The organism is Mesorhizobium sp. CA12, from assembly GCF_020165255.1.
Classification (GTDB): Bacteria; Pseudomonadota; Alphaproteobacteria; order Rhizobiales; family Rhizobiaceae; genus Mesorhizobium.
Genome location: NZ_JAIUHT010000009.1, coordinates 71,780 through 94,491, shown reverse-complemented (window position 1 = coordinate 94,491; position 22,712 = coordinate 71,780). Strand labels below are relative to the sequence as shown.

The 22,712-nt window shown below is 64.7% G+C and carries 25 protein-coding genes and 1 pseudogene; 14 read left to right on the top strand and 12 right to left on the bottom strand.

The window, feature by feature from the left end; translation table 11 throughout:
* The first annotated feature begins 99 nt into the window (after positions 1–99).
* On the top strand, positions 100–537 hold the full coding sequence (locus tag LB520_RS16575; RefSeq protein WP_095769832.1) for a metallopeptidase family protein: 438 nt from the start codon (positions 100–102) through the stop codon (positions 535–537).
* A gap of 174 nt (positions 538–711) precedes the next feature.
* Here LB520_RS16575 and LB520_RS16570 read toward each other — a convergent pair whose 3' ends face one another.
* Both LB520_RS16570 and LB520_RS16565 read right to left on the bottom strand, forming a co-directional pair.
* The gene (locus tag LB520_RS16570) at positions 712–918 is read right to left on the bottom strand and encodes a DUF1737 domain-containing protein (RefSeq protein ID WP_224638190.1); all 207 of its coding nucleotides are present in this window, start codon (positions 916–918) and stop codon (positions 712–714) included.
* Positions 919–947: 29 nt separating this feature from the next.
* Positions 948–1,829: an HpcH/HpaI aldolase/citrate lyase family protein gene (locus LB520_RS16565; protein ID WP_224638189.1), complete on the bottom strand. Its 882-nt coding sequence runs from the start codon at positions 1,827–1,829 to the stop codon at positions 948–950.
* Positions 1,830–2,402: 573 nt separating this feature from the next.
* Between LB520_RS16565 and LB520_RS16560 the strand changes: the two genes are divergently transcribed.
* From LB520_RS16560 to LB520_RS16550, 3 genes are read left to right on the top strand one after another with little or no spacing between them, the layout of a single operon-like run.
* Positions 2,403–3,101, top strand: a complete 699-nt coding sequence (locus LB520_RS16560) for a response regulator transcription factor (protein ID WP_224638188.1) — start codon at positions 2,403–2,405, stop codon at positions 3,099–3,101.
* A gap of 59 nt (positions 3,102–3,160) precedes the next feature.
* Complete coding sequence (locus tag LB520_RS16555; RefSeq protein WP_411969899.1) at positions 3,161–4,663, top strand: ATP-binding protein; 1,503 nt, start codon at positions 3,161–3,163, stop codon at positions 4,661–4,663.
* Between the two features lie 52 nt (positions 4,664–4,715).
* Positions 4,716–5,882 carry an NAD(P)/FAD-dependent oxidoreductase gene (locus tag LB520_RS16550; protein WP_224638186.1) on the top strand — a complete coding sequence of 389 codons (1,167 nt, stop codon included), beginning with the start codon at positions 4,716–4,718 and terminating at the stop codon, positions 5,880–5,882.
* 157 nt (positions 5,883–6,039) lie between these two features.
* On the opposite strand, the gene LB520_RS16545 is transcribed toward LB520_RS16550, so the two are convergent.
* The 4 genes from LB520_RS16545 to LB520_RS16530 form a co-directional block, all read right to left on the bottom strand.
* Positions 6,040–6,528 (bottom strand): SRPBCC domain-containing protein, encoded by a 489-nt coding sequence (locus tag LB520_RS16545; protein ID WP_224638185.1) that lies wholly within the window; start codon positions 6,526–6,528, stop codon positions 6,040–6,042.
* Between the two features lie 44 nt (positions 6,529–6,572).
* Positions 6,573–7,022, bottom strand: coding sequence for an SRPBCC family protein (locus tag LB520_RS16540; RefSeq protein ID WP_140845959.1), 450 nt, complete (start codon positions 7,020–7,022; stop codon positions 6,573–6,575).
* Positions 7,019–7,339: an ArsR/SmtB family transcription factor gene (locus LB520_RS16535; protein WP_095770025.1), complete on the bottom strand. Its 321-nt coding sequence runs from the start codon at positions 7,337–7,339 to the stop codon at positions 7,019–7,021. Before LB520_RS16535 ends, LB520_RS16540 begins: the two co-directional genes overlap by 4 nt.
* A gap of 337 nt (positions 7,340–7,676) precedes the next feature.
* Positions 7,677–8,102 (bottom strand): GNAT family N-acetyltransferase, encoded by a 426-nt coding sequence (locus LB520_RS16530; RefSeq protein ID WP_224638184.1) that lies wholly within the window; start codon positions 8,100–8,102, stop codon positions 7,677–7,679.
* A 189-nt stretch (positions 8,103–8,291) separates the two neighbouring features.
* Here LB520_RS16530 and leuD point away from each other — a divergent pair, with 189 nt between their 5' ends.
* From leuD to leuB, 5 genes and pseudogenes are all read left to right on the top strand, one after another.
* Positions 8,292–8,897 carry a 3-isopropylmalate dehydratase small subunit gene (leuD, locus tag LB520_RS16525; protein ID WP_224532490.1) on the top strand — a complete coding sequence of 202 codons (606 nt, stop codon included), beginning with the start codon at positions 8,292–8,294 and terminating at the stop codon, positions 8,895–8,897.
* Positions 8,898–9,116: 219 nt separating this feature from the next.
* Positions 9,117–10,031 carry a hypothetical protein gene (locus tag LB520_RS16520; protein ID WP_224638183.1) on the top strand — a complete coding sequence of 305 codons (915 nt, stop codon included), beginning with the start codon at positions 9,117–9,119 and terminating at the stop codon, positions 10,029–10,031.
* 326 nt (positions 10,032–10,357) lie between these two features.
* The gene (locus tag LB520_RS16515; RefSeq protein WP_095770033.1) at positions 10,358–10,741 is read left to right on the top strand and encodes a RidA family protein; all 384 of its coding nucleotides are present in this window, start codon (positions 10,358–10,360) and stop codon (positions 10,739–10,741) included.
* A gap of 43 nt (positions 10,742–10,784) precedes the next feature.
* A pseudogene (locus tag LB520_RS16510) lies at positions 10,785–11,134 on the top strand (VOC family protein).
* 222 nt (positions 11,135–11,356) lie between these two features.
* Positions 11,357–12,460, top strand: a complete 1,104-nt coding sequence (leuB, locus tag LB520_RS16505) for a 3-isopropylmalate dehydrogenase (protein WP_224638182.1) — start codon at positions 11,357–11,359, stop codon at positions 12,458–12,460.
* Positions 12,461–12,799: 339 nt separating this feature from the next.
* Here leuB and LB520_RS16500 read toward each other — a convergent pair whose 3' ends face one another.
* Positions 12,800–14,686, bottom strand: coding sequence for a DEAD/DEAH box helicase (locus tag LB520_RS16500; protein WP_224638181.1), 1,887 nt, complete (start codon positions 14,684–14,686; stop codon positions 12,800–12,802).
* A 584-nt stretch (positions 14,687–15,270) separates the two neighbouring features.
* Between LB520_RS16500 and LB520_RS16495 the strand changes: the two genes are divergently transcribed.
* Together LB520_RS16495 and LB520_RS16490 are read left to right on the top strand one after the other, a co-directional pair.
* Complete coding sequence (locus LB520_RS16495) at positions 15,271–16,305, top strand: aspartate-semialdehyde dehydrogenase (RefSeq protein WP_095770019.1); 1,035 nt, start codon at positions 15,271–15,273, stop codon at positions 16,303–16,305.
* A 283-nt stretch (positions 16,306–16,588) separates the two neighbouring features.
* Positions 16,589–17,047, top strand: coding sequence for a GNAT family N-acetyltransferase (locus LB520_RS16490; protein WP_224638180.1), 459 nt, complete (start codon positions 16,589–16,591; stop codon positions 17,045–17,047).
* On the opposite strand, the gene LB520_RS16485 is transcribed toward LB520_RS16490, so the two are convergent.
* Entirely contained in the window at positions 17,037–17,456 is a 420-nt protein-coding gene (locus LB520_RS16485) for an ACT domain-containing protein (protein WP_224532664.1), read from the bottom strand. The genes LB520_RS16490 and LB520_RS16485 overlap by 11 nt on opposite strands.
* A 138-nt stretch (positions 17,457–17,594) precedes the next feature.
* Here LB520_RS16485 and LB520_RS16480 point away from each other — a divergent pair, with 138 nt between their 5' ends.
* The 3 genes from LB520_RS16480 (at position 17,595) to LB520_RS16470 (ending at position 18,957) form a co-directional block, all read left to right on the top strand.
* Positions 17,595–18,005 (top strand): DoxX family protein, encoded by a 411-nt coding sequence (locus LB520_RS16480; protein WP_224532665.1) that lies wholly within the window; start codon positions 17,595–17,597, stop codon positions 18,003–18,005.
* A gap of 13 nt (positions 18,006–18,018) precedes the next feature.
* Complete coding sequence (locus tag LB520_RS16475; RefSeq protein ID WP_224638179.1) at positions 18,019–18,546, top strand: SRPBCC family protein; 528 nt, start codon at positions 18,019–18,021, stop codon at positions 18,544–18,546.
* A 147-nt stretch (positions 18,547–18,693) separates the two neighbouring features.
* Positions 18,694–18,957: a YMGG-like glycine zipper-containing protein gene (locus LB520_RS16470; RefSeq protein ID WP_095770014.1), complete on the top strand. Its 264-nt coding sequence runs from the start codon at positions 18,694–18,696 to the stop codon at positions 18,955–18,957.
* Positions 18,958–19,033: 76 nt separating this feature from the next.
* Here the strand turns inward: LB520_RS16470 and rpsP are convergent, their stop codons facing one another.
* From rpsP to LB520_RS16450, 4 genes are all read right to left on the bottom strand, one after another.
* The gene (rpsP, locus tag LB520_RS16465; RefSeq protein ID WP_140845973.1) at positions 19,034–19,435 is read right to left on the bottom strand and encodes a 30S ribosomal protein S16; all 402 of its coding nucleotides are present in this window, start codon (positions 19,433–19,435) and stop codon (positions 19,034–19,036) included.
* Between the two features lie 50 nt (positions 19,436–19,485).
* A complete protein-coding gene (locus LB520_RS16460) occupies positions 19,486–19,812 on the bottom strand; it encodes a chorismate mutase (protein ID WP_095770012.1) in 327 nt (108 codons plus the stop codon).
* A gap of 7 nt (positions 19,813–19,819) precedes the next feature.
* A complete protein-coding gene (ffh, locus tag LB520_RS16455; protein WP_140634947.1) occupies positions 19,820–21,400 on the bottom strand; it encodes a signal recognition particle protein in 1,581 nt (526 codons plus the stop codon).
* A gap of 340 nt (positions 21,401–21,740) precedes the next feature.
* A complete protein-coding gene (locus LB520_RS16450; RefSeq protein WP_224638178.1) occupies positions 21,741–22,688 on the bottom strand; it encodes a CPBP family intramembrane glutamic endopeptidase in 948 nt (315 codons plus the stop codon).
* Positions 22,689–22,712: the final 24 nt, after the last annotated feature.

The following is a 22,712-nucleotide window of genomic DNA, read 5'->3' as shown; positions in this document are numbered from 1 at the left end:
ATTTATTCCTTCGTCTTTTACCTTGAAAGCGAACACCCCAGCCGGTCCATTTGCCTCAATCGGCGTGAAAGCCTATATGCCGGGATTAAAGGACATTTCATGGCCCGCATCTACAAGACCCGCACCTGGCACGACCAGCTCTCGCCGTCGATGGACGAGATGGAGCTTCTGGCGCTGGAGGCCTATGCCCATCTGCCGGACGAGTTCCGCAAGCTCACCGGCGAGATCATCATCCAGATCGCCGAGTTCCCGACCGACGAGATCATGGACGATCTGTCGCTGGAGACGCCCTTCGACCTGCTCGGCCTGTTCGAGGGGCGCGGCATCGCCGAGCGCTGGAACCCGCAGACCGGCGAAGGTCCAAACCGCATCACGCTCTACCGCCGCGCCATCCTCGACTACTGGGCCGAGAATGAAGAGACGATGGGCGACATCGTCACCCATGTGCTGATCCATGAGATCGGCCACCATTTCGGCCTGTCGGACGACGACATGGAGCGGATCGAGGAGGCGGCGGAGCAGGCGGCGGCTGGGTGAGCACGCACTTCGTCATCCGCATCGTTCTTCGCAGCGACTCCCCCTCATCCGGCCGCTTCGCGGCCACCTTCTCCCCGCCGGGGAGAAGAGGTTGGCGCCGGCGCTGAAAGTCTCCTCTCCCCTCGGGGAGAGGTCAGCCGAGCGAAGCGGAGGCTGGGTGAGGGGGTGCCCTTCCTACCAGTCGCTGAGCTTGGTATCCGGCGTGTAGTCCTGGCCTTCGACGTCCTTCACCACGGCCTGGCCGCAGCGCATCGACTTCGTCTGCTGGTCAAAGGCATAGGTCGGCGAGCCGAACAGGTGCCAGCCCTTGTTCAGGGCTGCCGTCACCTTGTGGCAGAAAGTTGAATCGTCCGGACCGGACAGAAAGCGGTAGAGTTTCATTTATCGAGCCTATCTTGAAGACCGGCGCATCATGCGCCGATGATCGCGGCCTTCGCCAGAAGTTTCTCGGCTTCCGCCAGATGCAGCCGTTCGACCATGCGCCCGTCCATCGCAATCACGCCCTTGCCGGCATTCTCGGGCCGCGCGAACGCATCCTTGATCGCACGGGCCGCAGCCAGCCTCTCGGGCGACGGCGAAAAGGCGCGGTTCGCCGGCTCGATCTGGGCGGGATGGATCAGCGACTTGCCGTCGAAACCCATGGCGGCGGCTTCCGCGCATTCGCCGGCAAAAGCGTCGAGATCGCGAAAATCATTGGCAACGCCATCGATGACGTCGAGACCGCCGGCCCGCGCCGCAAGCACCAGCTGCATCAGCCACGGCATCAGATAGCGCCGGTCGGGCGTCGCCAGGATGCCGGTCGCCTTCACCAGGTCATTCGTTCCGGTCACGAAACAAGCCAGCCTCGAAGCCGGATCGCGGCCGAGTTCGGCGATGGCGCCGATGTTGAGCAGCGCCTTGGGCGTCTCGACCATCGCCCATAGTTTCACGCTGTCCGGCGCGAAATTGTCGTCGAGCAGGTCGCCGGCCTCGAGGATGTCGCGCGGCGTGGCGATCTTGGGCAGAAGAATGCCGTCGGGCTCGGCCTTGGCCACTGCCAAAAGGTCATGGGTGCCCCATTCGCTGGCCAAAGGATTGATGCGCACCACCATCTCGCAGCGCCGTTCGGGACGCGCAGCCAGGATGCCGGCAACCTTGTCGCGCGCGGCTTTCTTGTCGGCGGGCAGAACGGCATCCTCGAGATCGATGATGACCGCGTCGCAGGCCAAGGAGCCGATCTTGGCGAGCGCCTTGTCGTGCGAGGCGGGAATGTAGAGCACCGAGCGGCGCGGGCGGTAGGATTCTTGAGCCATCGCCGATCTATGCCGGGTGACGGCGGATGAGGCAAGGCGGAGGGGACAGGACAATCGCATATGGCGGCGCCAGCCCCCGCTCCGTCTCGGCGCTGCGCGCCGAGCCACCTCTCCCCCACTTTGTGGGGGCGAGGAAACGCTAATCGCCGAGGGCGCGCGACCTTCGCAGGCCTGGGTTCCTCGCCCCCGCCAGAGGCGGGGGAGAGGTGGCTCGGCGAAGCCGAGACGGAGAGGGGGAGCGCCCTACGCGATTATCCCGCCGAAAAGGCGACCTGCCTGCACTAAATCTGCAAATCCCTGCTGAAAAGCTCCAGGATTCCGCCGCGCACTTACCGCACCGGCCGGCGAAACCGGCATCATGCGAACACCTCACACATCCCGCTGGTCGCTGCCGCGCCGGCTCCGCAATGACGGCTGGTGGCTCGTCGAGCCGCAAAGACCATGCCATGGGACGGGTATCCTGCTTTTCGCCCCGAGGCCGCTCCACTCCGGACCGAAAACAATTTCGCACTTTTCCCTGGAATTGCTCTAATCCTGCCGTCATCCAAGCTTACGCGCCGGGCCGCTGATTTCATGCCGCACAACATCCTCGTCGCCGACGACGACCCGCATATCCGCGAGATCATCTGCTTCGCGCTGGAAAAGGCCGGCATGAAGACGGCCGCCGTCGCCGACGGCGCCGCCGCGCTCCAGGCGGTCGAGCGCCGCGCGCCCGATCTCATCGTGCTCGATATCGGCATGCCGGAGATGGACGGGCTGGAGGTCTGCCGCAGGCTGCGGCAAAAGTCCGACGTGCCGGTGCTGTTTTTGTCCGCGCGCGACGAGGAGATCGACCGGGTGCTCGGGCTGGAGATGGGCGGCGACGATTATGTGACGAAACCGTTCAGCCCGCGCGAGCTGGTCGCCCGTGTCAACGTCATCCTGCGGCGCGCGCGTCCGGCGCCGGTCGAAGAAGAAGCCGACGAGCGTCAATTCGCGCATGGCAAGCTCATGCTCGTCCCGGCAAGCCATGAGGCGAGCTTCGACGGCAAGCCGCTCATCTTGACGGCGATCGAGTTCGCGATCCTGAAGGGCTTCCTCGCCCGCCCGCAGCATGTGCTTGGCCGCGACGCGGTGATGGCCAATGCCTATGCCTCCAACATCCATGTCTCGGAGCGCACGGTCGACAGCCATATCCGCAATGTGCGGGCCAAGCTGGCGGCGGTCGGCTGTCTCGATGCGATCGCCACGGTGCATGGCGTTGGCTTCCGGCTCGGCCGATGCGGTGGTTGAGCAAGGAGAAGTGGCGGCCCAGGCTTGCCACCGTCGTCGTCGTCATCCTCATCCTGGTGATGGCGCTGCCGCTGGTCGGACTGTTCTTCTTCCGGCTCTACGAGAACCAGCTCATCCGCCAGACCGAAGGCGAGCTCATCGCGCAAGGCGCGGTCGCCGCCGCCGTCTATGCCCAGGAGGTGCGCGCTGCAGGCATTCCCCAGGAAAAACTCGGGTCGCCGATCTCGGCCGATCCGGCAAGGGACAACAACTATCCCTATGATCCGATCGAGCCGCGCCTCGACCTTGCCTCGGACGATGTCATGCCGACGCGCCCGGCGGCGCTTCCCGCCACCGCCGATCCGGCCTTCGCGGCAATAGGCGCGCGGCTCGACGGCATTCTCGACGAGACGCAGAAAACGACGCTTGCTGGCTTCCGCCTGCTCGACCCGCGCGGCGTGGTGATCGCCGGCGGCGACGAGGTCGGCCAGTCGCTTGGCGATGTCGAGGAGGTGCGGACCGCGCTTTCAGGCGCTTATGCCAGCGCGCTCAGGCTGCGCATTCCCGACCAGCCGCCGCCGCCGCTCTACTCGGTGAGCCGCGGCACCAGGGTGCGCGTCTTCGTCGCCCTGCCGGTCGAGCTCGACGGCCGGGTCGCGGGCGTGGTCTATCTGTCGCGAACGCCGAACAACATCGTCAAGCACCTCTATGGCGAGCGCGGCAAGGTGACGTTGGCGGCGATCGCCATCCTCGGCGGCACGCTGCTGATCGCGCTGGTGTTCATCCGTACTGTCAGCCGGCCGATCTACGCGCTGATCGAGCGGACGAAACGCATCGCCGCCGGCGACCGCGAGGCGATCAGGCCGCTCGCCCATCACGGCACGCGCGAGATGGCGGCGCTGTCGGCGGCGTTCCTCGACATGGCGCAAAAACTGCAGGCGCGCTCCGACAGCATCCAGACCTTCGCCACCCATGTCTCGCATGAGCTGAAATCGCCGCTGACGGCGATCCAGGGCGCGGCGGAGCTGCTGAGGGATTCCGGCGGCGCGATGGACGAGGCCGAGCGCCAGCGTTTCTCCAACAACATCGTCACCGACGCCGGGCGGCTCAATCTCCTGGTGCGCCGGCTGCTTGACCTGACGCGCGCTGAAAATCTGGAACCGAGCGGCGAAAGCACGACGCTTCATGCGGCGTTGGCATCCTTGCCGGTCGACACAAGGCTGGAAGCGCGGCTTGAAGGCGGCGGCGACATCAGGCTCGGCATCTCGGCCGAGAATCTCGGCATCGTGCTCGCCAATCTCATCGACAATTCGGCACGGCATGGCGCCCGGCAGGTGGCGATCCACGCTTCAGCCGATGGCGAGCGCGCGTCGGTCCGGATCGGCGACGACGGCGACGGCATCTCGGCCGCCAACCGCGCCAGGATCTTCGAGCCGTTCTTCACCACGCGGCGCGAGACCGGCGGCACCGGCATGGGGCTCGGCATCGTGCTGGCCCTCCTGAAAGCGCATGATGGCACGATCAGGCTGGTTGACTCCGAGCGCGGCACGCGCTTCGAGATCGATCTTCCTGCATTGATTTGAGCGTGCGAACCCGAGCGTCGGGATCATGCTCTGAAGTCGGAGAACCAAAAGCGTGCGCTACGACATCGTCATCATCGGCGGGGCCATCGTCGGGTCCTCGGTCGCCTATTATTTGCGCGAGGAGGGCTTTACTGGTTCCATCGCGCTGATCGAGCGCGATCCGCAATTCTCGCATGCGGCGACGACCTTGTCCTGCGCCTCGATCCGCCAGCAATTCTCGATCCCTGAAAACATCCGCCTGTCGCAGTTCACGCTGAAACTGTTCCGGCGGCTGAAGGAAACCTTCGGCGCCGATGCCGATATCGGCTTTCGCGAGGGCGGCTATCTCATCCTCGCCGGCGAGGCCGGGCTGCCGATCCTCAAGGCCAATCACGAGACGCAGGTCGCCGAGGGCGCCGACATTGTGCTGGAGGATGCCGGCCAGCTGACGCAGCGTTTCTCCTGGCTATCGGCCGAAGGCATTGCCGCCGGCGCCTATGGCCGCACCGGCGAAGGCTGGTTCGACGCGCATGCCATGCTGATGTTGTTCCGCAAGGCGCTGCGCGACAAGAAGATCGATCTCATCACCGCCTCCGTCACCGGCATCGCGCGGGACGGCAACCGCGTCACCAGCGTAAGCCTCGACAATGGCGAGACGCTGGAAGCCGGCATCGTCGTCAACGCGGCCGGGCCGAATGCCGGCAAGGTCGCCGCCTTGGCCGGGCTGGCGCTGCCGGTCGAGCCGCGCAAGCGCAACGTCTTCGTCTTTGAAGCGCGCGACAAATTCGCCGACATGCCGCTGCTGGTCGATCCGTCCGGCATCTATGTGCGGCCCGAAGGCTCGGTCTACATCACCGGCGGCGCCGAGCCGGAGGAAGGCGATCATGCGCCCGATCCAACGGATTTCGAGGTTAACTGGCCGCTGTTCGAAGAGGTGATCTGGCCGGTGCTCGCCACCCGCATCCCGGCCTTCGAGGCGATCAAGCCGACGCGCGCCTGGGTCGGGCATTACGACTACAACACGCTCGACCAGAATGCGGTGATAGGTCCGCATCCGGAGGTCGACAATTTCCTGTTCGCCAACGGCTTTTCCGGCCACGGCCTGCAACAGGCGCCGGCGGTGGGGAAGTCGATCGCCGAGCTCATCGTGCATGGCGGGTATCGGACGATCGACTGTACGGCATTTGGATATGAGCGTGTGGCAGAAGGACGGGCGTTCCGGGAGCTGAACGTGATTTGAGGGCTCCCCCTTCCCCCCTTGTGGGGGAAGGTGTCGCCGAAGGCGACGGATGAGGGGTGTTCCAGGGAAAGCCAACGTCTCACTCCGCTGGAACACCCCTCATCCGTCTCGGCGCTGCGCGCCGATCCACCTTCTCCCACAAGGGGAGAAGGTGGCGCTAAGCCGCCTGCCGTCCGTCACTAAAATATGTTTGCAGCCATCCAAGCACCCGCGCCCAGCCTTCGGCATGTTCCGCCGCGGCGTCCGGGAAACCTGCGAAGCCGCCATGGCAGATGGTGAGCCGCGTGCCGCCGGCGATCGGCTCCAGCAGATAGGCGAGGGTCGTTTCGCGCCGGCCGAGCGCCGGATGGTCCCAGTCGTAGCGCTGCGTCTGCACGATCCGGCGCGGCATTTCGATCTCGAGAAACTCTCCGCCGGCGGGCAGGCGCCTGCCGTCGGCGGTTCGCACCGTGACACGCCAGCTTCCGCCGACGCGCAGATCGGCGTTCCAGCCGGTCATGCGGTAAGTTTCGGGCGAACCCCACCAGCGCTCGACCTCGCTGGTTATCAGCGCCGCGCCAACTTCGTCCGGCGAGGCGGGAAGCTCGGCCGAGGCCATGACCGTGTCCGCATTCGCCATGGCTTGCGGCAAGGATAATTGAAGCATCGAATCCACCTCTGCCAACAATTGTCTCGCATCCGAAACGAACTTTACTCTTTTGACGGCGGGCGCTCGAAACCCTTGCCGGTCTCGAGCAGGCTCTTGAGGCTCGCCAGCACCAGCGGCCAGCCCTTGGCGACGTTCTGGATCAGCCTGTGCGGCCCGTCGGCCTCGTGGGTGACGGCGAGCTTCATCAATTCGCCGTCGGGCTCGATGGTGAAGGTGCAGCGGGTGTAGCCGTCCTCCTTCACCTCGGGCATCCATTCGTTGCGCCATTTGATCACCAGACGCCGCGGCGGGTCGATCTCGAGGATCTCGCCGGAATCGGCGATGCGGCCGTCGGGGAAGACCAGTTTCCAGCTCGAGCCGACCTTCCAGTCGCTCTCCTGGTAGGAGCTGAGGAAGAACCGCCGGTTGAATTCCGGGTCAGTCAGCGCCTGCCAGAGTTTTTCAGGCGTGGTGCGGATGTAGGTGACATAGACAAAACTGTTCTCGCTCACGGCTCTTCCCTTTCAAGGCGTTGCTTCAGGTCGCTGAGAGCGGCAAGCCGCCCCCGCTCGAACTTGCCGATCCAGCGCTCGGCGATCTCGTTGATCGGAACGGGGTTGAGGTAGTGCTCCTTCTCGCGGCCTCGGCGCATGGTGGTGACGAGGTTCGCCTCCTCGAGGATCGCCAAATGCTTGGTCACCGCCTGGCGCGTCATCTCCATATGCTCGCAGAGCGCGTTCAGCGTCTGCCCGTTCCGGGCATGGAGGCTATCCAGCAATTGCCGGCGGGTCGGGTCGGCCAAAGCGCGAAAGACTGCATCCATGCTCATGACTTTAATATGCAACCATTTGGTTGCATGTCAAGCGCTAGCGAAAATATTCTGCAGCCTGATTGCTGCTTGCCTGAGTTTTCTTGCTTGCCGGATTGTGCATGTCTTGAGGCGGCTTCGATTTTGAGCAGCGCCTTCCCCACTCCGTCGCTGCTTCGCAGCGCCACCTCTCCCCCCTCCGGAGGGAGAGGAAGGGAGCCAGGCTGAATGAAGTTCGCGTCCTTCCTCTCCCCCGTCGATCGGGGGAGAGGTGTCGAGCGAAGCTCGACGGAATGGGGGTCGATCTGGCTTGCCGGTTCCAGGCAGGAGTCAGCTTCGATATCGGTGGCGGTTCAGATCAGCGCTTGCGGGAGAACCAGAAGGCGTCGGTCATGCGCGTCATGCCGATGCGCTCGTAGAAGCCGACGGCATTGGGCATCGAGATCAGGCTGATGGCGACCGAAGGGCCAAGGTGGCGCTGTGCTTCGTCCATCAGGCCCTTGCCGACGCCGAGCCCTTGCGCCGAGGCGGATACGGCGAGCTCGGAGATGTAGCAGACCCACGAAAAATCAGTGACGCCGCGCGCGACGCCGATCAGCGGCTGGCCCTCGATGTCGAGCCGCGCCGTCAGCACCAGATTGGCGTTGCCGAGCATTGTCTCCAGGCGCGCTTCGTCGTCGACGGGCCGTGTTGCACCGAGGCCGGATTCCACCAGCACGCGGCGGAATTCGGCGACGTCGAGCGCGGGTTCGCTGGCGTAAAGGACTTTTGAAGGATCGGCCATGGCCGCAGATTGCACCAGCCGGCCAGGATTTCGAAGTCGTTTTTTGAGGTGTTCCAGCTCCGGCGCGCATGCCATGCTCGACATTGGCCCAAGGCCCGCGCACGAACAGTTGCCTTTCATTTGCCGCCGGCTTTGTGTAAACCGTCCGGCAAAATTCCCCGCAAGCCACGAAGAAGACGGGCAAGGACCATGGATAAATTCACCAAGCTCACCGGCGTCGCCGCGCCCATGCCGATCGTCAATGTCGACACCGACATGATCATCCCCAAGGATTATCTCAAGACGATCAAGCGCACCGGGCTCGGCACCGGGCTTTTCGCCGAGATGCGCTACAATGAGGACGGCTCGGAGAACCCGGATTTCGTGCTCAACAAGCCGGCCTACCGCAAGGCGCAGATCCTGGTCGCCGGCGACAATTTCGGCTGCGGCTCGAGCCGCGAGCATGCGCCCTGGGCGCTGCTCGATTTCGGCATACGCTGCGTGATCTCGACCTCGTTCGCCGACATCTTCTACAACAACTGCTTCAAGAACGGCATCCTGCCGATCACGGTCAGCCCGGAAGACCTCGACAAGCTGATGGACGACGCTTCGCGCGGCTCCAATGCGACGCTGTCGATCGACCTCGAGGCGAAGGAAATCCGCGGGCCAGATGGCGGCGTGGTCAAATTCGACCTCGACGACTTCAAGCGCCACTGCCTTTTGAACGGCCTTGACGACATCGGGCTGACCATGGAGAAGGCCGGCGCCATCGCGTCCTTCGAGAAGAAGAATGCCGAGCAGCGCCCCTGGGCCTGAGAGACCGTTTGGAAATTCTACTCCGACGGCCATCTGATGGCGGTTTCTGCGCTTCCGTTGCTCACGGACCAAAATGTCCGCTGCGCTACGGTTCTCGAAACCACCACCATATGACTCGCCAGAGCGAATTTCGAAACACTCTCTGGGCGATACGGCTTTAAATCGATAGGCTCCGGTCATCGCAGGCCGGGTTGGTGGCGGCTGAATGGAGGGACAGTCATGACACGCTTGCTTCTGGCCGGCGCTTGCGCATCGGCGGCAATCCTTCTCGCCACGGTCGGCGCCAATGCGCAGACCACCGTGCCCGCCACGCAGCCGGTGCCGGCCGCGTCCGACCAGGGATCGAGCAACGACCAGGCCGCGTCGGATGACGACAAGCAGGCGCCGATCCCCTTCGAGGGCGGGCAGCTCACCATCACGCAGCCGGAGCAGGACGGCGAGAAGGTGTTGTCCTATGACGGCAAGCAGTTGGCCAGCAATTACGACGTCTTCTTCGACAGGATCGTCAAGATCGGCGACGTCAACGTGGCGCTGGTCGATGTCGGCGACGGCGGCAACCAATGCGGGCCGGCCAAGGTCATCGTCTGGAAGCCGAAGGACGGCGAGATCCAGACCACCACTGTCGAGCAGGACGAATGCGGCGCGCCGCCGGCAGCAGTCTCCGACAGCGCCATCTATTTCGTGCCTTATCTGCTGCCGGGCGAGTCCAAGCCGGCGCTGCAATGGTCGCCCACGGAAGGGCTGACGACCTCCGGCACCCTGACCTACACGCCCGAACCCGGCACCGGCTGGAAGGATGTCGACCCGTCGAAATTGGACAACATCATCGATGCCTTCCACAATGAGGCCGTCTACAAGGCCGGACAGGCGTTGCTGGGCAACGACATGCCCGACATGGCGACCAGCCTTCTGGTCGGCGGCGGCACCGAAGAGACGGCGTCCGGCGCCTTCTACGCCACCGGCTGCGTGCCGCATGACTGCGGCGGCAATGACGGCTTCATGGCGCTCGACCCGGCCAAGCAGAAGGTCTATTTCGCCCGCCGCGGCGACAATGGCGAGCCGCAGGCCTGGCCGTCGATGAAGGATTGGCCGGACGACATCAAGAAGGCGTATGACGACGCGCAGGGGAACTAGGGATTCGGTTCAGCGCGGCTTCGTCATCCACGGGCGGAGCGACGCGAAGCGGAGCGCAGACCCGAGGATCCATGCCGTGACCGCTGCCGGAGAGCGCGAGGGTCCAGAATTCTGCACGGTTGCCAGCGCTTCGACGTCACGGCATGGATTCCAGGGTCTGCGCGCGTCGCTTCGCTCCTTGCTCCGCCCAGGAATGACGACCGGAGGGAGGCTTCGGCCAATCACCCATGTCGCGCTTACCTTTCCTGACAACGGTCCGCCCGGCTTGGCCCACGACCAGACCCGTCTTCCCCTGCTAGAGGGGGCGCAACCAACGCGAGGCTCCCATGCGCAAGCTCATCTCCACCGGTTCGCCCTTCGAGAAAACCGCCGGCTATTCGCGCGCGGTAGTGCAGGGCGACTGGTGCTTCGTCTCCGGCACGACGGGATACGATTATGCCACCATGACCATGCCCGACACGGTCGAGGCGCAGACGCGCAATTGCCTTGCCACCATCGCCAAGGCGCTCGCCGAGGGCGGGTTCGACATGGCCGACGTGGTGCGGGCGCATTACTACATCACCGACCAGACCTATGTTGACGTGGTCTTCCCGATCCTCGGCGAGGCATTCGGCGACATCCGCCCGGCGGCGACGATGATCGTGTGCCAGCTCAACAAGCCGGAGATGAAGATCGAGATCGAGGTGACGGCGCTGAGGCGCACGGCATAGGCTGCCGGCACTGGGAAGCGCGCAAAGCAGGGGTCAGCCTATGGTGAAAGTCGAGCGCATCGTCGCCAACATCGCCACATCCGACATTGCCGCGGCCAAGCGCGTTACCAGGACGTGCTCGGGCTTGATCTGCTCATGGATATGGGTTGGATCGCCACCTACGGGTCCGAGGAACGGATGCAGGTGCAGGTGAGCTTCATGGCGCAAGGCGGATCCGGCACGCCGGTGCCGGACCTGTCGATCGAGGTCGACGATGTGGACGCGGCGCTCGACGCAATGAAGGCCGCCGGCTTCGCCGTCGAATACGGCCCGGCCGACGAGCCCTGGGGCGTGCGGCGCTTCTATGTGCGCGATCCGTTCGGGCGGCTGGTGAATATTCTGTCGCATCGGTAGCTGGGGTTCCTCGCCCCACGAAGTGGGGAGAGGTGGCTCGGCGAAGCCGAGACGGAGAGGGGAGCGCCCTACGAAGGCCCCCTCTCCGTCCGCTTCGCGGACACCTCTCCCCCGCCTCTGGCGGGGGAGAGGACACCAAGCTTCGAGACATCCCCTTGCGCCGCAATCACTTGGCGTTTAGCAAGGCCGCGGTTTCACCAGATACTATTGGGACGGTTCTCCATGGCTTCGAAAAATCTCTTCCTGCTCGCCGGCGACGGCATCGGCCCCGAGGCCATGGCCGAGGTGAAGAAGCTGATCAAGGCCATGAACGACAGGCTGGGCAGCGGCTTTGTTACCGACGAAGGACTGGTCGGCGGCTGCGCCTACGATGCGCATGGCGCGGCGATCTCCGACGCCGACATGGCCAAGGCGATGGCGGCGGACGCCGTGCTGTTCGGCGCCGTCGGCGGGCCGAAATGGGATGCCGTGCCTTACGAGGTGCGCCCCGAGGCAGGGCTCTTGCGCCTGCGCAAGGACATGGAGCTGTTCGCCAATCTCAGACCGGCGATCTGCTACCCGGCTCTCGCCGCTTCCTCCTCGCTCAAGCAGGAGGTGGTCGAGGGCCTGGATATCCTTATCGTGCGCGAGTTGACCGGCGGCGTCTATTTCGGCGAGCCAAAGCAGATCATCGATCTCGGCAACGGCCAGAAGCGCGGCATCGACACCCAGGTCTACGACACGTTCGAGATCGAGCGCATTTCGGGCGTCGCCTTCGAGCTGGCGCGCACGCGCAAGAACCACGTCACCTCCATGGAAAAGCGCAACGTCATGAAGTCGGGCGTTTTGTGGAACGAGGTCGTCTCGCAGACCCACAAGGCGCGCTATTCCGACGTCAAGCTCGACCATATGCTGGCCGATGCCGGCGGCATGCAGCTGGTGCGTTGGCCAAAACAGTTCGACGTCATCGTCACCGACAATCTGTTCGGCGACATGCTCTCCGACATCGCCGCCATGCTCACCGGCTCGATCGGCATGCTGCCTTCGGCCTCGCTCGGCGCGCCGGATGCCAAGACCAAGAAGCGCAAGGCGCTCCACGAGCCGGTGCACGGCTCGGCGCCCGACATCGCCGGCAAAGGCATCGCCAACCCGATCGCGATGATCGCGTCCTTCGCCATGTGCCTGCGCTATTCCTTCGGCATGGTGGCCGAGGCCGACAAGCTCGAAGCGTCGATCGCCGCCGTGCTCGACGACGGCTTGCGCACCAAGGACATTCTTTCCCCAGGCATGAAGGAAGTCGGCACCACCGAGATGGGCGACGCCATCATCGCCAAGTTCCTGGGGTGATCGTATGACTGTCGACATTCGCTGGGCGAGGGTCGACATTGCGCACCCCACGCGTTCGTCATTCTATGGCGGAGCAAGGAGCGAAGCGACGCAGCGCAGACCATAGAATCCATTCCGTGACTTGTGAGCGTCGCAGCGGTTCAGAACGGCTCCCTGTTCTGCGTCGCCCCTATTCTTCGCGTGAGGTCACGGCATGGATCCTCGGGTCTGCGCGTCCGCTTCGCTCCCGCTCCGCCCGTGGATGACGAAGTTCGGACGCTTCGGCCAATCTCGAAGGTTGCGATTTGCCACCGAAAGAGAACGCCGGCGCTCGCCGTGGGTCGGCTTTCCGTCGCGATCCTACGCTGGCCGTTTCTTCTGCTTCTTTCGCTTTGCCGGCTGGTCGGATTTCGGCCCGTCGAACTTTGGCTTGTCGAATTTCGCCTTGCCGGGTTTCTTCGCCCAGGTGTCCGGTGCCCCAGCATGCTGTCGTTCGCCCGGCGCCCGCTTCTCGAATCCGGGCGCGCCCTGGTCGAAAGACCGCTTGCCGCGATGCGGCTTCTTCTCCGGCCTTGGCGGCTGGTAGCCGGCGCGTGACAGGTCCGGCGTGCCGTCGATCCGCCTGACCGCGATGTTGCCTTGCAGCTTGCGGTCGGGGCCGATCGCGGCGACGAACCGGTCGGCCCAGTCTGCGGCGATCTGCACGAAGGTTTCCTCCGGCTGCATCTTGATGGCGCCGATCTCGCGCTTGGACATGCCGGCGGTGCGGCACAGCATCGGGATCAGCCAGCGCGGCTCGGCATTCTGCCGGCGGCCAACCGAGAGCGAGAACCAGACGCTATCGCCGAAATCGTCGCGGCGGCCCGATGTTTCTTCCCCGCGGCCGGATGTCTCTTCCCGGCGTGCGAACTTCTCCTTTGATGGCGCGAAGGGCGCGACATCGATCAGGTCCTCAGGCGCCGAGCGGCTTGCACGGCAAAGCCGCACGAAGGCGGCGGCCACCAGCTCGGCGCCGTGCCGTTCCAGGAGCGCCGCGGCGAAGTCGCGCTCCTCGTCCTTCACCGGCTCGCCGAAGGAAGGATCGGCCAGGATGCGCTCGTCGTCGCGCCGCAGCACCTCGTCGGCTGAGGGAGGGCTCGCCCAGGCCGCGGTCAGGCCGGCATTGGCGAGCAGCCGCTCGGTGCGCCGGCGCGCATTGCCCGGCACGATCAGCGCGCTGACGCCCTTACGGCCGGCGCGTCCGGTGCGGCCGCTGCGATGCAGCAGCGTCTCCGGATTGCTCGGCAGGTCGGCGTGGATGACGAGATCGAGATTGGGCAGGTCGATGCCGCGCGCGGCGACGTCCGTGGCGATGCAGACCTTGGCGCGGCCGTCGCGCATTGCCTGCAGGGCGTGGCTGCGCTCGTTCTGGCTGAGCTCGCCGGAGAGCGCCACCACCGCAAAATTGCGGTTGTTGAAACGCGCTGTGAGATGGTTGACGGCGGCGCGGGTGTTGCAGAACACCATCGCATTGCCCGCCTCGTAATAGCGCAGCACGTTGATGATGGCGTTCTCGCGATCGGCGGGCGCGACCGAAAGCGCCCGGTACTCGATATCGAGATGCTGCTTTTCCCCGCCGCCGGCCGAGATGCGCACGGCGTCGCGCTGGTAACTCTTCGCCAGCGTGGCGATGGAGCGCGGCACGGTGGCGGAAAACATCAGCGTGCGGCGCCCGGCGGGCGCCGCATCGAGGATGAATTCGAGATCCTCGCGGAAGCCGAGGTCGAGCATCTCGTCGGCCTCGTCGAGCACCACCGCTTTCAGCGCCGACATGCCGAGCGCGCCGCGCGTGATGTGGTCGCGCAGCCGGCCCGGCGTGCCGACGACAATATGAGCGCCGCGTTCCAGCGCGCGGCGCTCGGTGCGCACGTCCATGCCGCCGACGCAGGAGGCGATCTCAGCGCCGGTCAGCTCGTAAAGCCATTCCAGCTCGCGCCGCACCTGCAGCGCCAGCTCGCGCGTCGGCGCCACGACCAGGCCGAGCGGCGCGCCGGCGTCGCCGAAGCGCTCGGCGCCACTGAGCAGGGTCGGCGCCACGGCAAGACCGAAGGCGACGGTCTTGCCGGAGCCGGTCTGCGCCGACACCAGCGCGTCGGCCTCGCCGAGCTCCGGCCCAAGCACCGCCTTCTGCACCGGCGTCAGCGCCGAATAACCGCGCTTTTCCAGCGCCTGAGCCAGCGCAGGAACAATCGTTTCGAAACTGGACATTTTCTTCTTTCGGAATTCGAGGTTCTGCGCTCGCCATTGGAGCACAAGGCCGGCACTGCGTCAGCCAAACGAAATTTAGGCCGTTCGTACTTGCTACAGCCGCCATTGTACAGAGCAGACGGCACCGCCTTTCCCTTCTCCCCTTGTGGGAGAAGGTGGCCGCGAAGCGGCCGGATGAGGGGTGTTCCAGGGAAAGCCAACGCCTCACTCCGCTGGAACACCCCTCATCCATCTCGGCGCTGCGCGCCGATCCACCTTCTCACAAAGGAGAAGGAGAGGCGCTACGCCAATTGACTCTTTTGCCAAACTGCGTAAAAGCCCGCGTCGAACGGGATGGTTTTCCGATGCGCGGCCTTTCGATGGCTCTTCTTGCATTCGACTCCCCCAGCCACAATGTAACGCATTGGGCTGGGCGCTTAGACGCGTCCATCCGTTCCAGCAAAACTACGGCCAAAACCACCACCAAAACGGTGTGATTCCCTTGGCCTAACCACCCTCTCCCGGGTCCGGCCCGGGGGGCGAAACCCGCATGAGGCCGGCGGGTTTTCTCCAACAACCAAGCGGAGAGGGACAGGAGATACCAGATGAGTTTCAAGGTTGCGGTAGTCGGCGCCACGGGCAATGTGGGCCGCGAAATGCTCAACATTCTGGACGAGCGCGGCTTCCCGGTGAGCGAGGTGGTGGCGCTGGCGTCGCGGCGCAGCCAGGGCACCGAAGTGTCCTTTGGCGACCGCACGCTGAAGGTCAAGGCGCTCGACCAGTATGATTTTTCCGACACCGACATCTGCGTCATGTCGGCGGGCGGCAATGTGTCGAAGGAATGGTCGCCGAAGATCGGCAAGCAGGGCTGCGTCGTTATCGATAATTCGTCGGCCTTCCGCTACGATCAGGACGTGCCGCTGATTGTGCCGGAAGTGAACCCGGACGCGATCTCGCTGTTCACGCGCAAGAACATCATCGCCAACCCGAACTGCTCGACGGCGCAGCTCGTCGTGGCGCTGAAGCCGCTGCATGACGTCGCCACCATCAAGCGCGTCGTCGTCGCCACCTACCAGTCGGTGTCCGGTGCCGGCAAGGAAGGCATGGACGAGCTCTTCACGCAGACCCGCGCGGTGTTCGTCGCCGATCAGGTCGACGTCAAGAAGTTCACCAAGCGCATCGCCTTCAACGTCATCCCGCATATCGACGTCTTCCTCGACGATGGTTTCACCAAGGAAGAGTGGAAGATGGTGGCCGAGACCAAGAAGATGCTCGACCCCAAGATCAAGCTGACGGCGACCTGTGTGCGCGTGCCGGTGTTCATCGGCCATTCGGAAGCGGTCAACATCGAGTTCGAGAAGCCGATCACGGCGGATGAGGCGCGCGAGATCCTGCGCGAGGCGCCCGGATGCCAAGTGCTGGATAAGCGCGAGAACGGCGGCTACATCACGCCGCTGGAATCGGCCGGCGAGGACGCCACCTTCATCTCGCGCATCCGCGAGGATTCGACCGTCGACAACGGCCTGTCGATGTGGGTGGTCTCTGACAATCTGCGCAAGGGTGCGGCGTTGAACGCCGTCCAGATCGCCGAGCTCCTGGTCGAGCGCGGCCTGATCCAGCCGAAGAAGAAGGCGGCCTGACGGCAGTTTGTTTTCGCTCACGGGCCGTATCGCCGCTGCCGCGGCTGGCCCTGCGCGGGCGCGCCGGACGACCGGCGGCCCGCAGTCGCAGGCTCGGCCTTCGGCCGCGGCGGTTCTTCCTTCTCCCCTTGTGGGAGAAGGTGTCGCCGAAGGCGACGGATGAGGGGTGTTCCAGGGAACGCTGACGTCTCACTCCGCTGGAACACCCCTCATCCGTCTCGGCGCTGTCGCGCCGATCCACCTTCTCCCACAAGGGGAGAAGGGGGAACCGCGCTAGGCCCTCATGATCGGTCCAGAGCCCTCAGATATCCTCCTGCGTCCGGCCTTCGCTTCCGACGCCCCCGCCATCGCGCAGCTGATGCGCGCGTCGCTCGATGCATTCGACTGGATGCCGGTGTTGCACACGCCGGAGGAGGACCTGTTCTTCATCCGCGATATCCTGCTGCCCAAGCAGCAAGTGACGGTCGCCGAGACCGCCGAATGCATCGTCGGCTTCATCGCCGCCAAGGGCGAATGGGTCGAGCAGCTCTATCTTGATCCGGCCTGGACTGGACAAGGCATCGGCAGCCGGCTGCTTGCTCAAGCCACCGCCGGCATACCTGTAGTCAAGCTTCATTGCTTCCAGGCCAATACCGGCGCGCGCCGCTTCTACGAACGCCACGGTTTTCGCGCCGAGGCCCTCGGCGACGGCTCGGCCAATGAGGAAAGCTTGCCGGATATTCTTTATGTCCTCAGGCGCTGAGCTCAGGCCCATTTTCGGCCGCCAGGCCGCGCAATATCGCCAGCGCTTCCTCCGCCCGCTCCGCCGGCACGAACAGATGGTCGTGATAGAAGGCCGACACCGGATTGACGCCCATGCCTGCCGCCGCGAGCCGCGTGGTGATGGCGGCGAGGAAGCCGACGGCTTCCAGCGAGGAGTGGATGTCGAGCGTGATCATCCGGCTGCGGAACGTGCCGGCAAGGCCGGCTGCTTTCGCTGCGTCTTCCGCGACGATCAGCGTCAAACCTTCGTGCTCGCGGAATTGCATGACGGGATCGAGCCCATCCGGCATGGCCGCGTCCGGCGCCAGCGTAGCGAAGACGTAGGTTCCGGCGAGCAGTTGCGGCGTCATCGAAGCCAACAGCCTGCCCAGGTCGGTCTCGCCGGTCATCGTGCCACCTTCCGTTCCACGCACTGAACCACGCTTTTGAAAAAAGCGCACCCCGACCCGTAGGATCGCCGCGTGGTTCTCCGTCCTTGGTTCGAAGCTGGCAGAAAGCCGGCCCTTGAACCATCAGGAGGAACACCCATGAGCATTTCCGAAGCCGTGCCTGTCTCGAACGGCGCCTTGTGGACCGGGCGCGTGCTAAGCGCCGTCGTCATCCTGTTCATGATTTTCGACGGCGTCATCAAGCTGCCGCCGCTGGATGTTGTCACCCGGACGATGACCGAACTCGGCTGGCCGGCCGACGCCAATGTCGCGCGCATGCTGGGTGTCATCGGGCTGATCTCGACTGCGCTCTACGCATGGCCACGTACATCGGTGCTCGGCGCCATCCTGCTCACCGCCTATATGGGCGGCGCGATTTCGACGCATGTGCGGATCGGCAACCCGCTGTTCTCGCATACCTTGTTCGGCGTCTATCTCGGCATAATCCTGTGGGGCGGGCTCTACCTGCGCGACCAAAGGGTGCGCGCGCTGATCCCGTTCTCGCGATAGAGGAGCAAAAGAAATGTTTGCCACCATCCTCATCATCCTGGTCGTCATCGTCGCCGCGGTGCTGATCTATGCCGCGACCCGGCCGAACGATTTCGTCGTCACGCGTTCGGCCAGCATCAAGGCGCCGGCCGAGACGATCTTCCCGCTGATCAACGATTTCCGGCGCTGGCCCGAATGGTCGCCCTTCGAAAAACTCGACCCCGGCATGAAGCGCACGCTGTCGGGCGCCGAAAGCGGCAAAGGCGCGGCCTATGCCTGGGAAGGCAACTCCAAGGCCGGCAAGGGCCGCATGGAGATCACAAATTCGGTGCCGTCATCGCTGGTGTCGCTCAAGCTCGACTTCGAAAAGCCGTTCAAGGCCAACAACAGCGTCGACTTCACGCTTTCGCCGTCCGGCGAGGGCACGACCGTCACCTGGGCGATGCGCGGGGCAAGGCCCTTCATCGCCAAGCTGATGAGCCTGTTCATGAATTTCGACACGCTCATCGGCAAGGATTTCGAGGCCGGGCTCGGCAATCTGAAGCGCCTTACGGAGCGCTGAAAAGCATGAAGTTTCAACGAGTTGGCGTTCAGTGCTGCAAATCCGGCCGGGGCCTAGCCGGCCAATCTTCATCATTGCCGGGATCAATTTAGCTGTTTGTGAGTTTAGGGCATGGCGGCGAGGACGGCGCTTGAGAGAGGAACAGCAATGAAGAAAGCAATTACCATCCTGGTGCTGACGGTGGCCCTTGGCGCCTGCTCGCAAACGGAAAAGGGTGCTGCGATCGGTGGCCTGGGCGGTGCGGCGGTCGGTGCCGCAGTGGCGGGCGACCCTGTGCAGGGCGCGGTCGTGGGCGGCGCGGTCGGCGCAGTGGCCGGCGCGCTGATCGGCCATGCCAGCGAAGCCGGCCAGTGCCGCTATCGCGACCGTTACGGGCGTGTCTATGTGGCGCGCTGCCCGTCCGGCTATTGAGATATCGGACCGAAATCGAACAAAGAAAAACGGCGGGCCGATACCCGCCGTTTTCATAAGCGACGAAGAACCGTGATTACTCGGCGCTGGCCGCCTCAGCCTCGGCCGGTGCGGCGCTCGCCGCGGCAGCCGCCGCAGCGGCGTCTTCCTGGGCCTTCTTCAGCAAGGCAGCGCGTTCCTGCGCCTTCTTGCCGGGCAGAGCCTTGTTCGGGTTCGAGCGGGCCTCGCGCTTGGCAATACCGGCCTCGTCGAGGAAGCGCAGCACGCGGTCGGTCGGCTGGGCGCCATGCGACAGCCAGTGCTTGACGCGGTCGGCGTCGACCTTGACGCGCTCGCCGTCCTTCGGCAGCAGCGGGTTCCACGAGCCGAGCGACTCGATGAAACGGCCGTCGCGCGGCGAACGGGCGTCGGCGACGACGACGTGGTAGTAAGGACGCTTCTTCGAGCCCGCACGGGCCAGTCTGATCTTCAGTGCCATTTCTTTGTCTCCTAAAAGCTCTGATTTCGTTGATGAGTTTTCGGCTGGGTTCAGCCGGTTTTCGTCACGCCGTTGGCAGCGGCGATCTGTTCGTGGTGCCGGATCACTTCGCGGACGACGAAGTTGAGGAATTTCTCCGCGAAATCCGGGTCGAGATGCGCATCCTTCGCCAGCTGGCGAAGGCGGGCGATCTGCTGCTGCTCGCGCGCGGGGTCGGCGGGCGGCAGGCCATGCTCGGCCTTCAGAACGCCGACCGCCTTGGTGCAGCGGAAGCGTTCGGCCAGCATATGGATTAGGGCGGCGTCGATGTTGTCGATCGAAGCGCGGTAGCCGGCCAGGATGGCGCGTGCATCGGCCATGTCTTTCTCCTCGTTCATCGCCCCTTCACTTCTTCTTGCCCAAACCGGGCAGCCCGCCGCCACCCAGGCCCGGCAGACCCGGAAGCTTCATGCCGCCGGGCAGGCCCGGCAGTCCGCCGCCACCGGGAAGCCCGCCCGGCAGGCCCTTGCCGAGGCCGGCGGCCTGCGCCTGCTTCTGCAGGGCCTCGAGCTGCTTGGGATCCATCTTAGACAGGTCGGGCATGCCGCCGCCGGGCATCATGCCGCCCAGGCCCATTTTCGAGGCGAGGCCGCCCATCATGCCGCGCATGAGGCCGCCGCCTTTGCCCTTGCCGCCCATCGCCTTCATCATGTCGGCCATGCCGCGATGCATCTTCAAGAGCTTGTTGATCTCGGCCGCGTCGGTGCCGGAGCCGGCGGCGATGCGCTTCTTGCGCGAGTGCTTGAGGATATCGGGATTGGCGCGCTCGGCCTTGGTCATCGAGGAGATGATGGCGAGCTGGCGGCCAAACATCTTGTCGTCGAGGCCGGCGGCGGCCAGCTGGTCCTTCATCTTGCCCATGCCGGGCATCATGCCCATGATGCCGCCCATGCCGCCCATCTTCGACATCTGCTGAAGCTGCTGGGCAAGGTCGTTCAGGTCGAACTTGCCCGACTGCATCTTTTTCGCCATCGCCGCCGCCTGCTCGGCGTCGATGGTTTCGGCGGCCTTCTCGACGAGCGAGACGATGTCGCCCATGCCGAGGATGCGGTCGGCGATGCGCTTGGGGTGGAATTCCTCCAGCCCGTCCATCTTTTCGCCGGTGCCGATGAGCTTGATCGGCTTGCCGGTGACGGCGCGCATCGACAGCGCCGCGCCGCCGCGGCCGTCGCCGTCCATGCGGGTCAGCACCAGGCCGGTGATGCCGACTCGCTCGTCGAAGCTTTTCGCCAGATTGACGGCGTCCTGGCCGGTGAGCGAGTCGGCGACCAGCAGGATCTCGTGCGGGCTCGACACCTTCTTGATGTCGGCCATCTCGACCATCAGCGGCTCGTCGATATGGGTGCGGCCGGCGGTGTCGAGGATGACGACATCATGGCCGCCGAGCCGGGCGGCCTGCACAGCGCGCTTGGCGATATCGACCGGGCTCTGGCCGGCGATGATCGGCAGCGTCGCGACCTTGGTCTGCTCGCCGAGTTGGCGCAGCTGCTCCTGCGCGGCGGGCCGCCGCGTGTCGAGCGAGGCCATCAGGACCTTCTTGTTCTGCCGCTCGGTCAGCCGCTTGGCGATCTTGGCCGAGGTCGTCGTCTTACCGGAACCCTGCAGGCCGACCATCATGACGACCACGGGCGCCGGCGCGTTGAGGTCGACGGCTACGCCCTCGGCGCCGAGCATCTCGACCAGCTCGTCATGGACGATCTTGACGACCATCTGTCCGGGCTTGATCGACTTCAGCACCGCGGCGCCGACCGCCTTCTCGCGCACCTTGTCGGTGAAGGAGCGAACCACTTCCAGCGCAACGTCGGCCTCGAGCAGCGCACGGCGCACCTCGCGCAAAGCCGCCGAGACATCCGCCTCGGACAGCGCGCCGCGGCCAGTCAGGCCGTTCAGGATGGAGCCAAGACGCTCCTGGAGGGATTCAAACATCTGCGGTCCTTGATCTCGGTGGGTTCGACCGAGAGGTAGTGCGTTCGCGCCGGGTCGCCAAGCAAAAGCGCAAAGCCAAAAAGCACCCGGGGGCGCATCGCGCTGCCGGGTGTTGGCCTCCAGGATCTCTTTACAGCACCCGCCTCAAAGAGGTTTCGGCGTCCTGGTCGGCTTTCGCGAAAGAAAACTCGTCGCGGAATTCAGCGGCTCTAGACAGGAAATCGGCCGCGGAGTCAAGGCCAACGCATGTCGCGCTAAAGTGCGCAGCGGTTTTGCGGCAACGACAAGTGTCAAGAAACTATGCAGGAATCTGGGCCCAAACGCCGCCATTTGGGGTGTCTCATAGCGGACTTTGCCGGGTCGCCCCGACTCTAAGCGGCGAGCGCCGGTGCAAAAGCAGCAGCATCGTCAGAAGCGTGCTGACGACGCCGATCGCGGCGATGAGAACGGCGTCCAGATTGGTCCAGCCGGGGCCTTCGAGAGGCTTGGCATTGAGCAGCGCAAAGGAATTGTAGGCCTCCTGGTGCGAGATCAGCAGGAAGCCGGTCAAGTTGTTGCCGAGATGGGCGCCGAAGCCGGCGCCGAGATTGCCGGTGACATAGACCAGGAGCGTGAGCAGCAGGGCGAATGTGCCGATCGAGATGAAGACACTGGCATTGATGGCCAGCGTCGAGGCCGTATTCCAGTGCAGCGACGTGAACAACAGGCCCGGCAGCACCGCCCAGACCAGAGGACTCCCGAAGCGACGAGCGAGGGCGCGCAGCAGATAGCCGCGAAACAGCATTTCCTCCGACGAGGTCTGCAGGAATGCGAGCAGCGCGATCGGCGCCAGGAAGAGCAGCCAGGACGAGAGGGTGATCGGTCCGCGCGCGATCTCCGGCTGCAGCCAATAGAGCAGCACCTCGGAGAACAGCGAGGTGATCAGCACCGCGACCAGGCCCTTGAGGAAATCGCCGCCAGCGATGCGGCGGGTGACGCCAAAGAGAGCCGACAGCGGCTCGCCATGCACCAAACGCATCGCCACCCACAGGCCGATCCAGATGCCGGCAAAGGAGCTTAGCGCGCTGAGGATGCCGACGGGCGATGCCAGGAAGTCCTGCATGTACTGCCCGGTCGAGGGGCCGGGCAGGCGCCAGACGATGTGACATAGGCCGGCAAACAGCACGACGGCCGTCGCCGCCATCCAGAAGGCAATGACGATCGCCGTGCCGAAGAACAGCCGCAGCAAATTGGTTTTTTCGTTCGGCGAGCGGCGATAGCGCTCGAAGGCGGCATTTTCGATCGTCACGCGGCTCCCCTGCCGAAGGCTTTC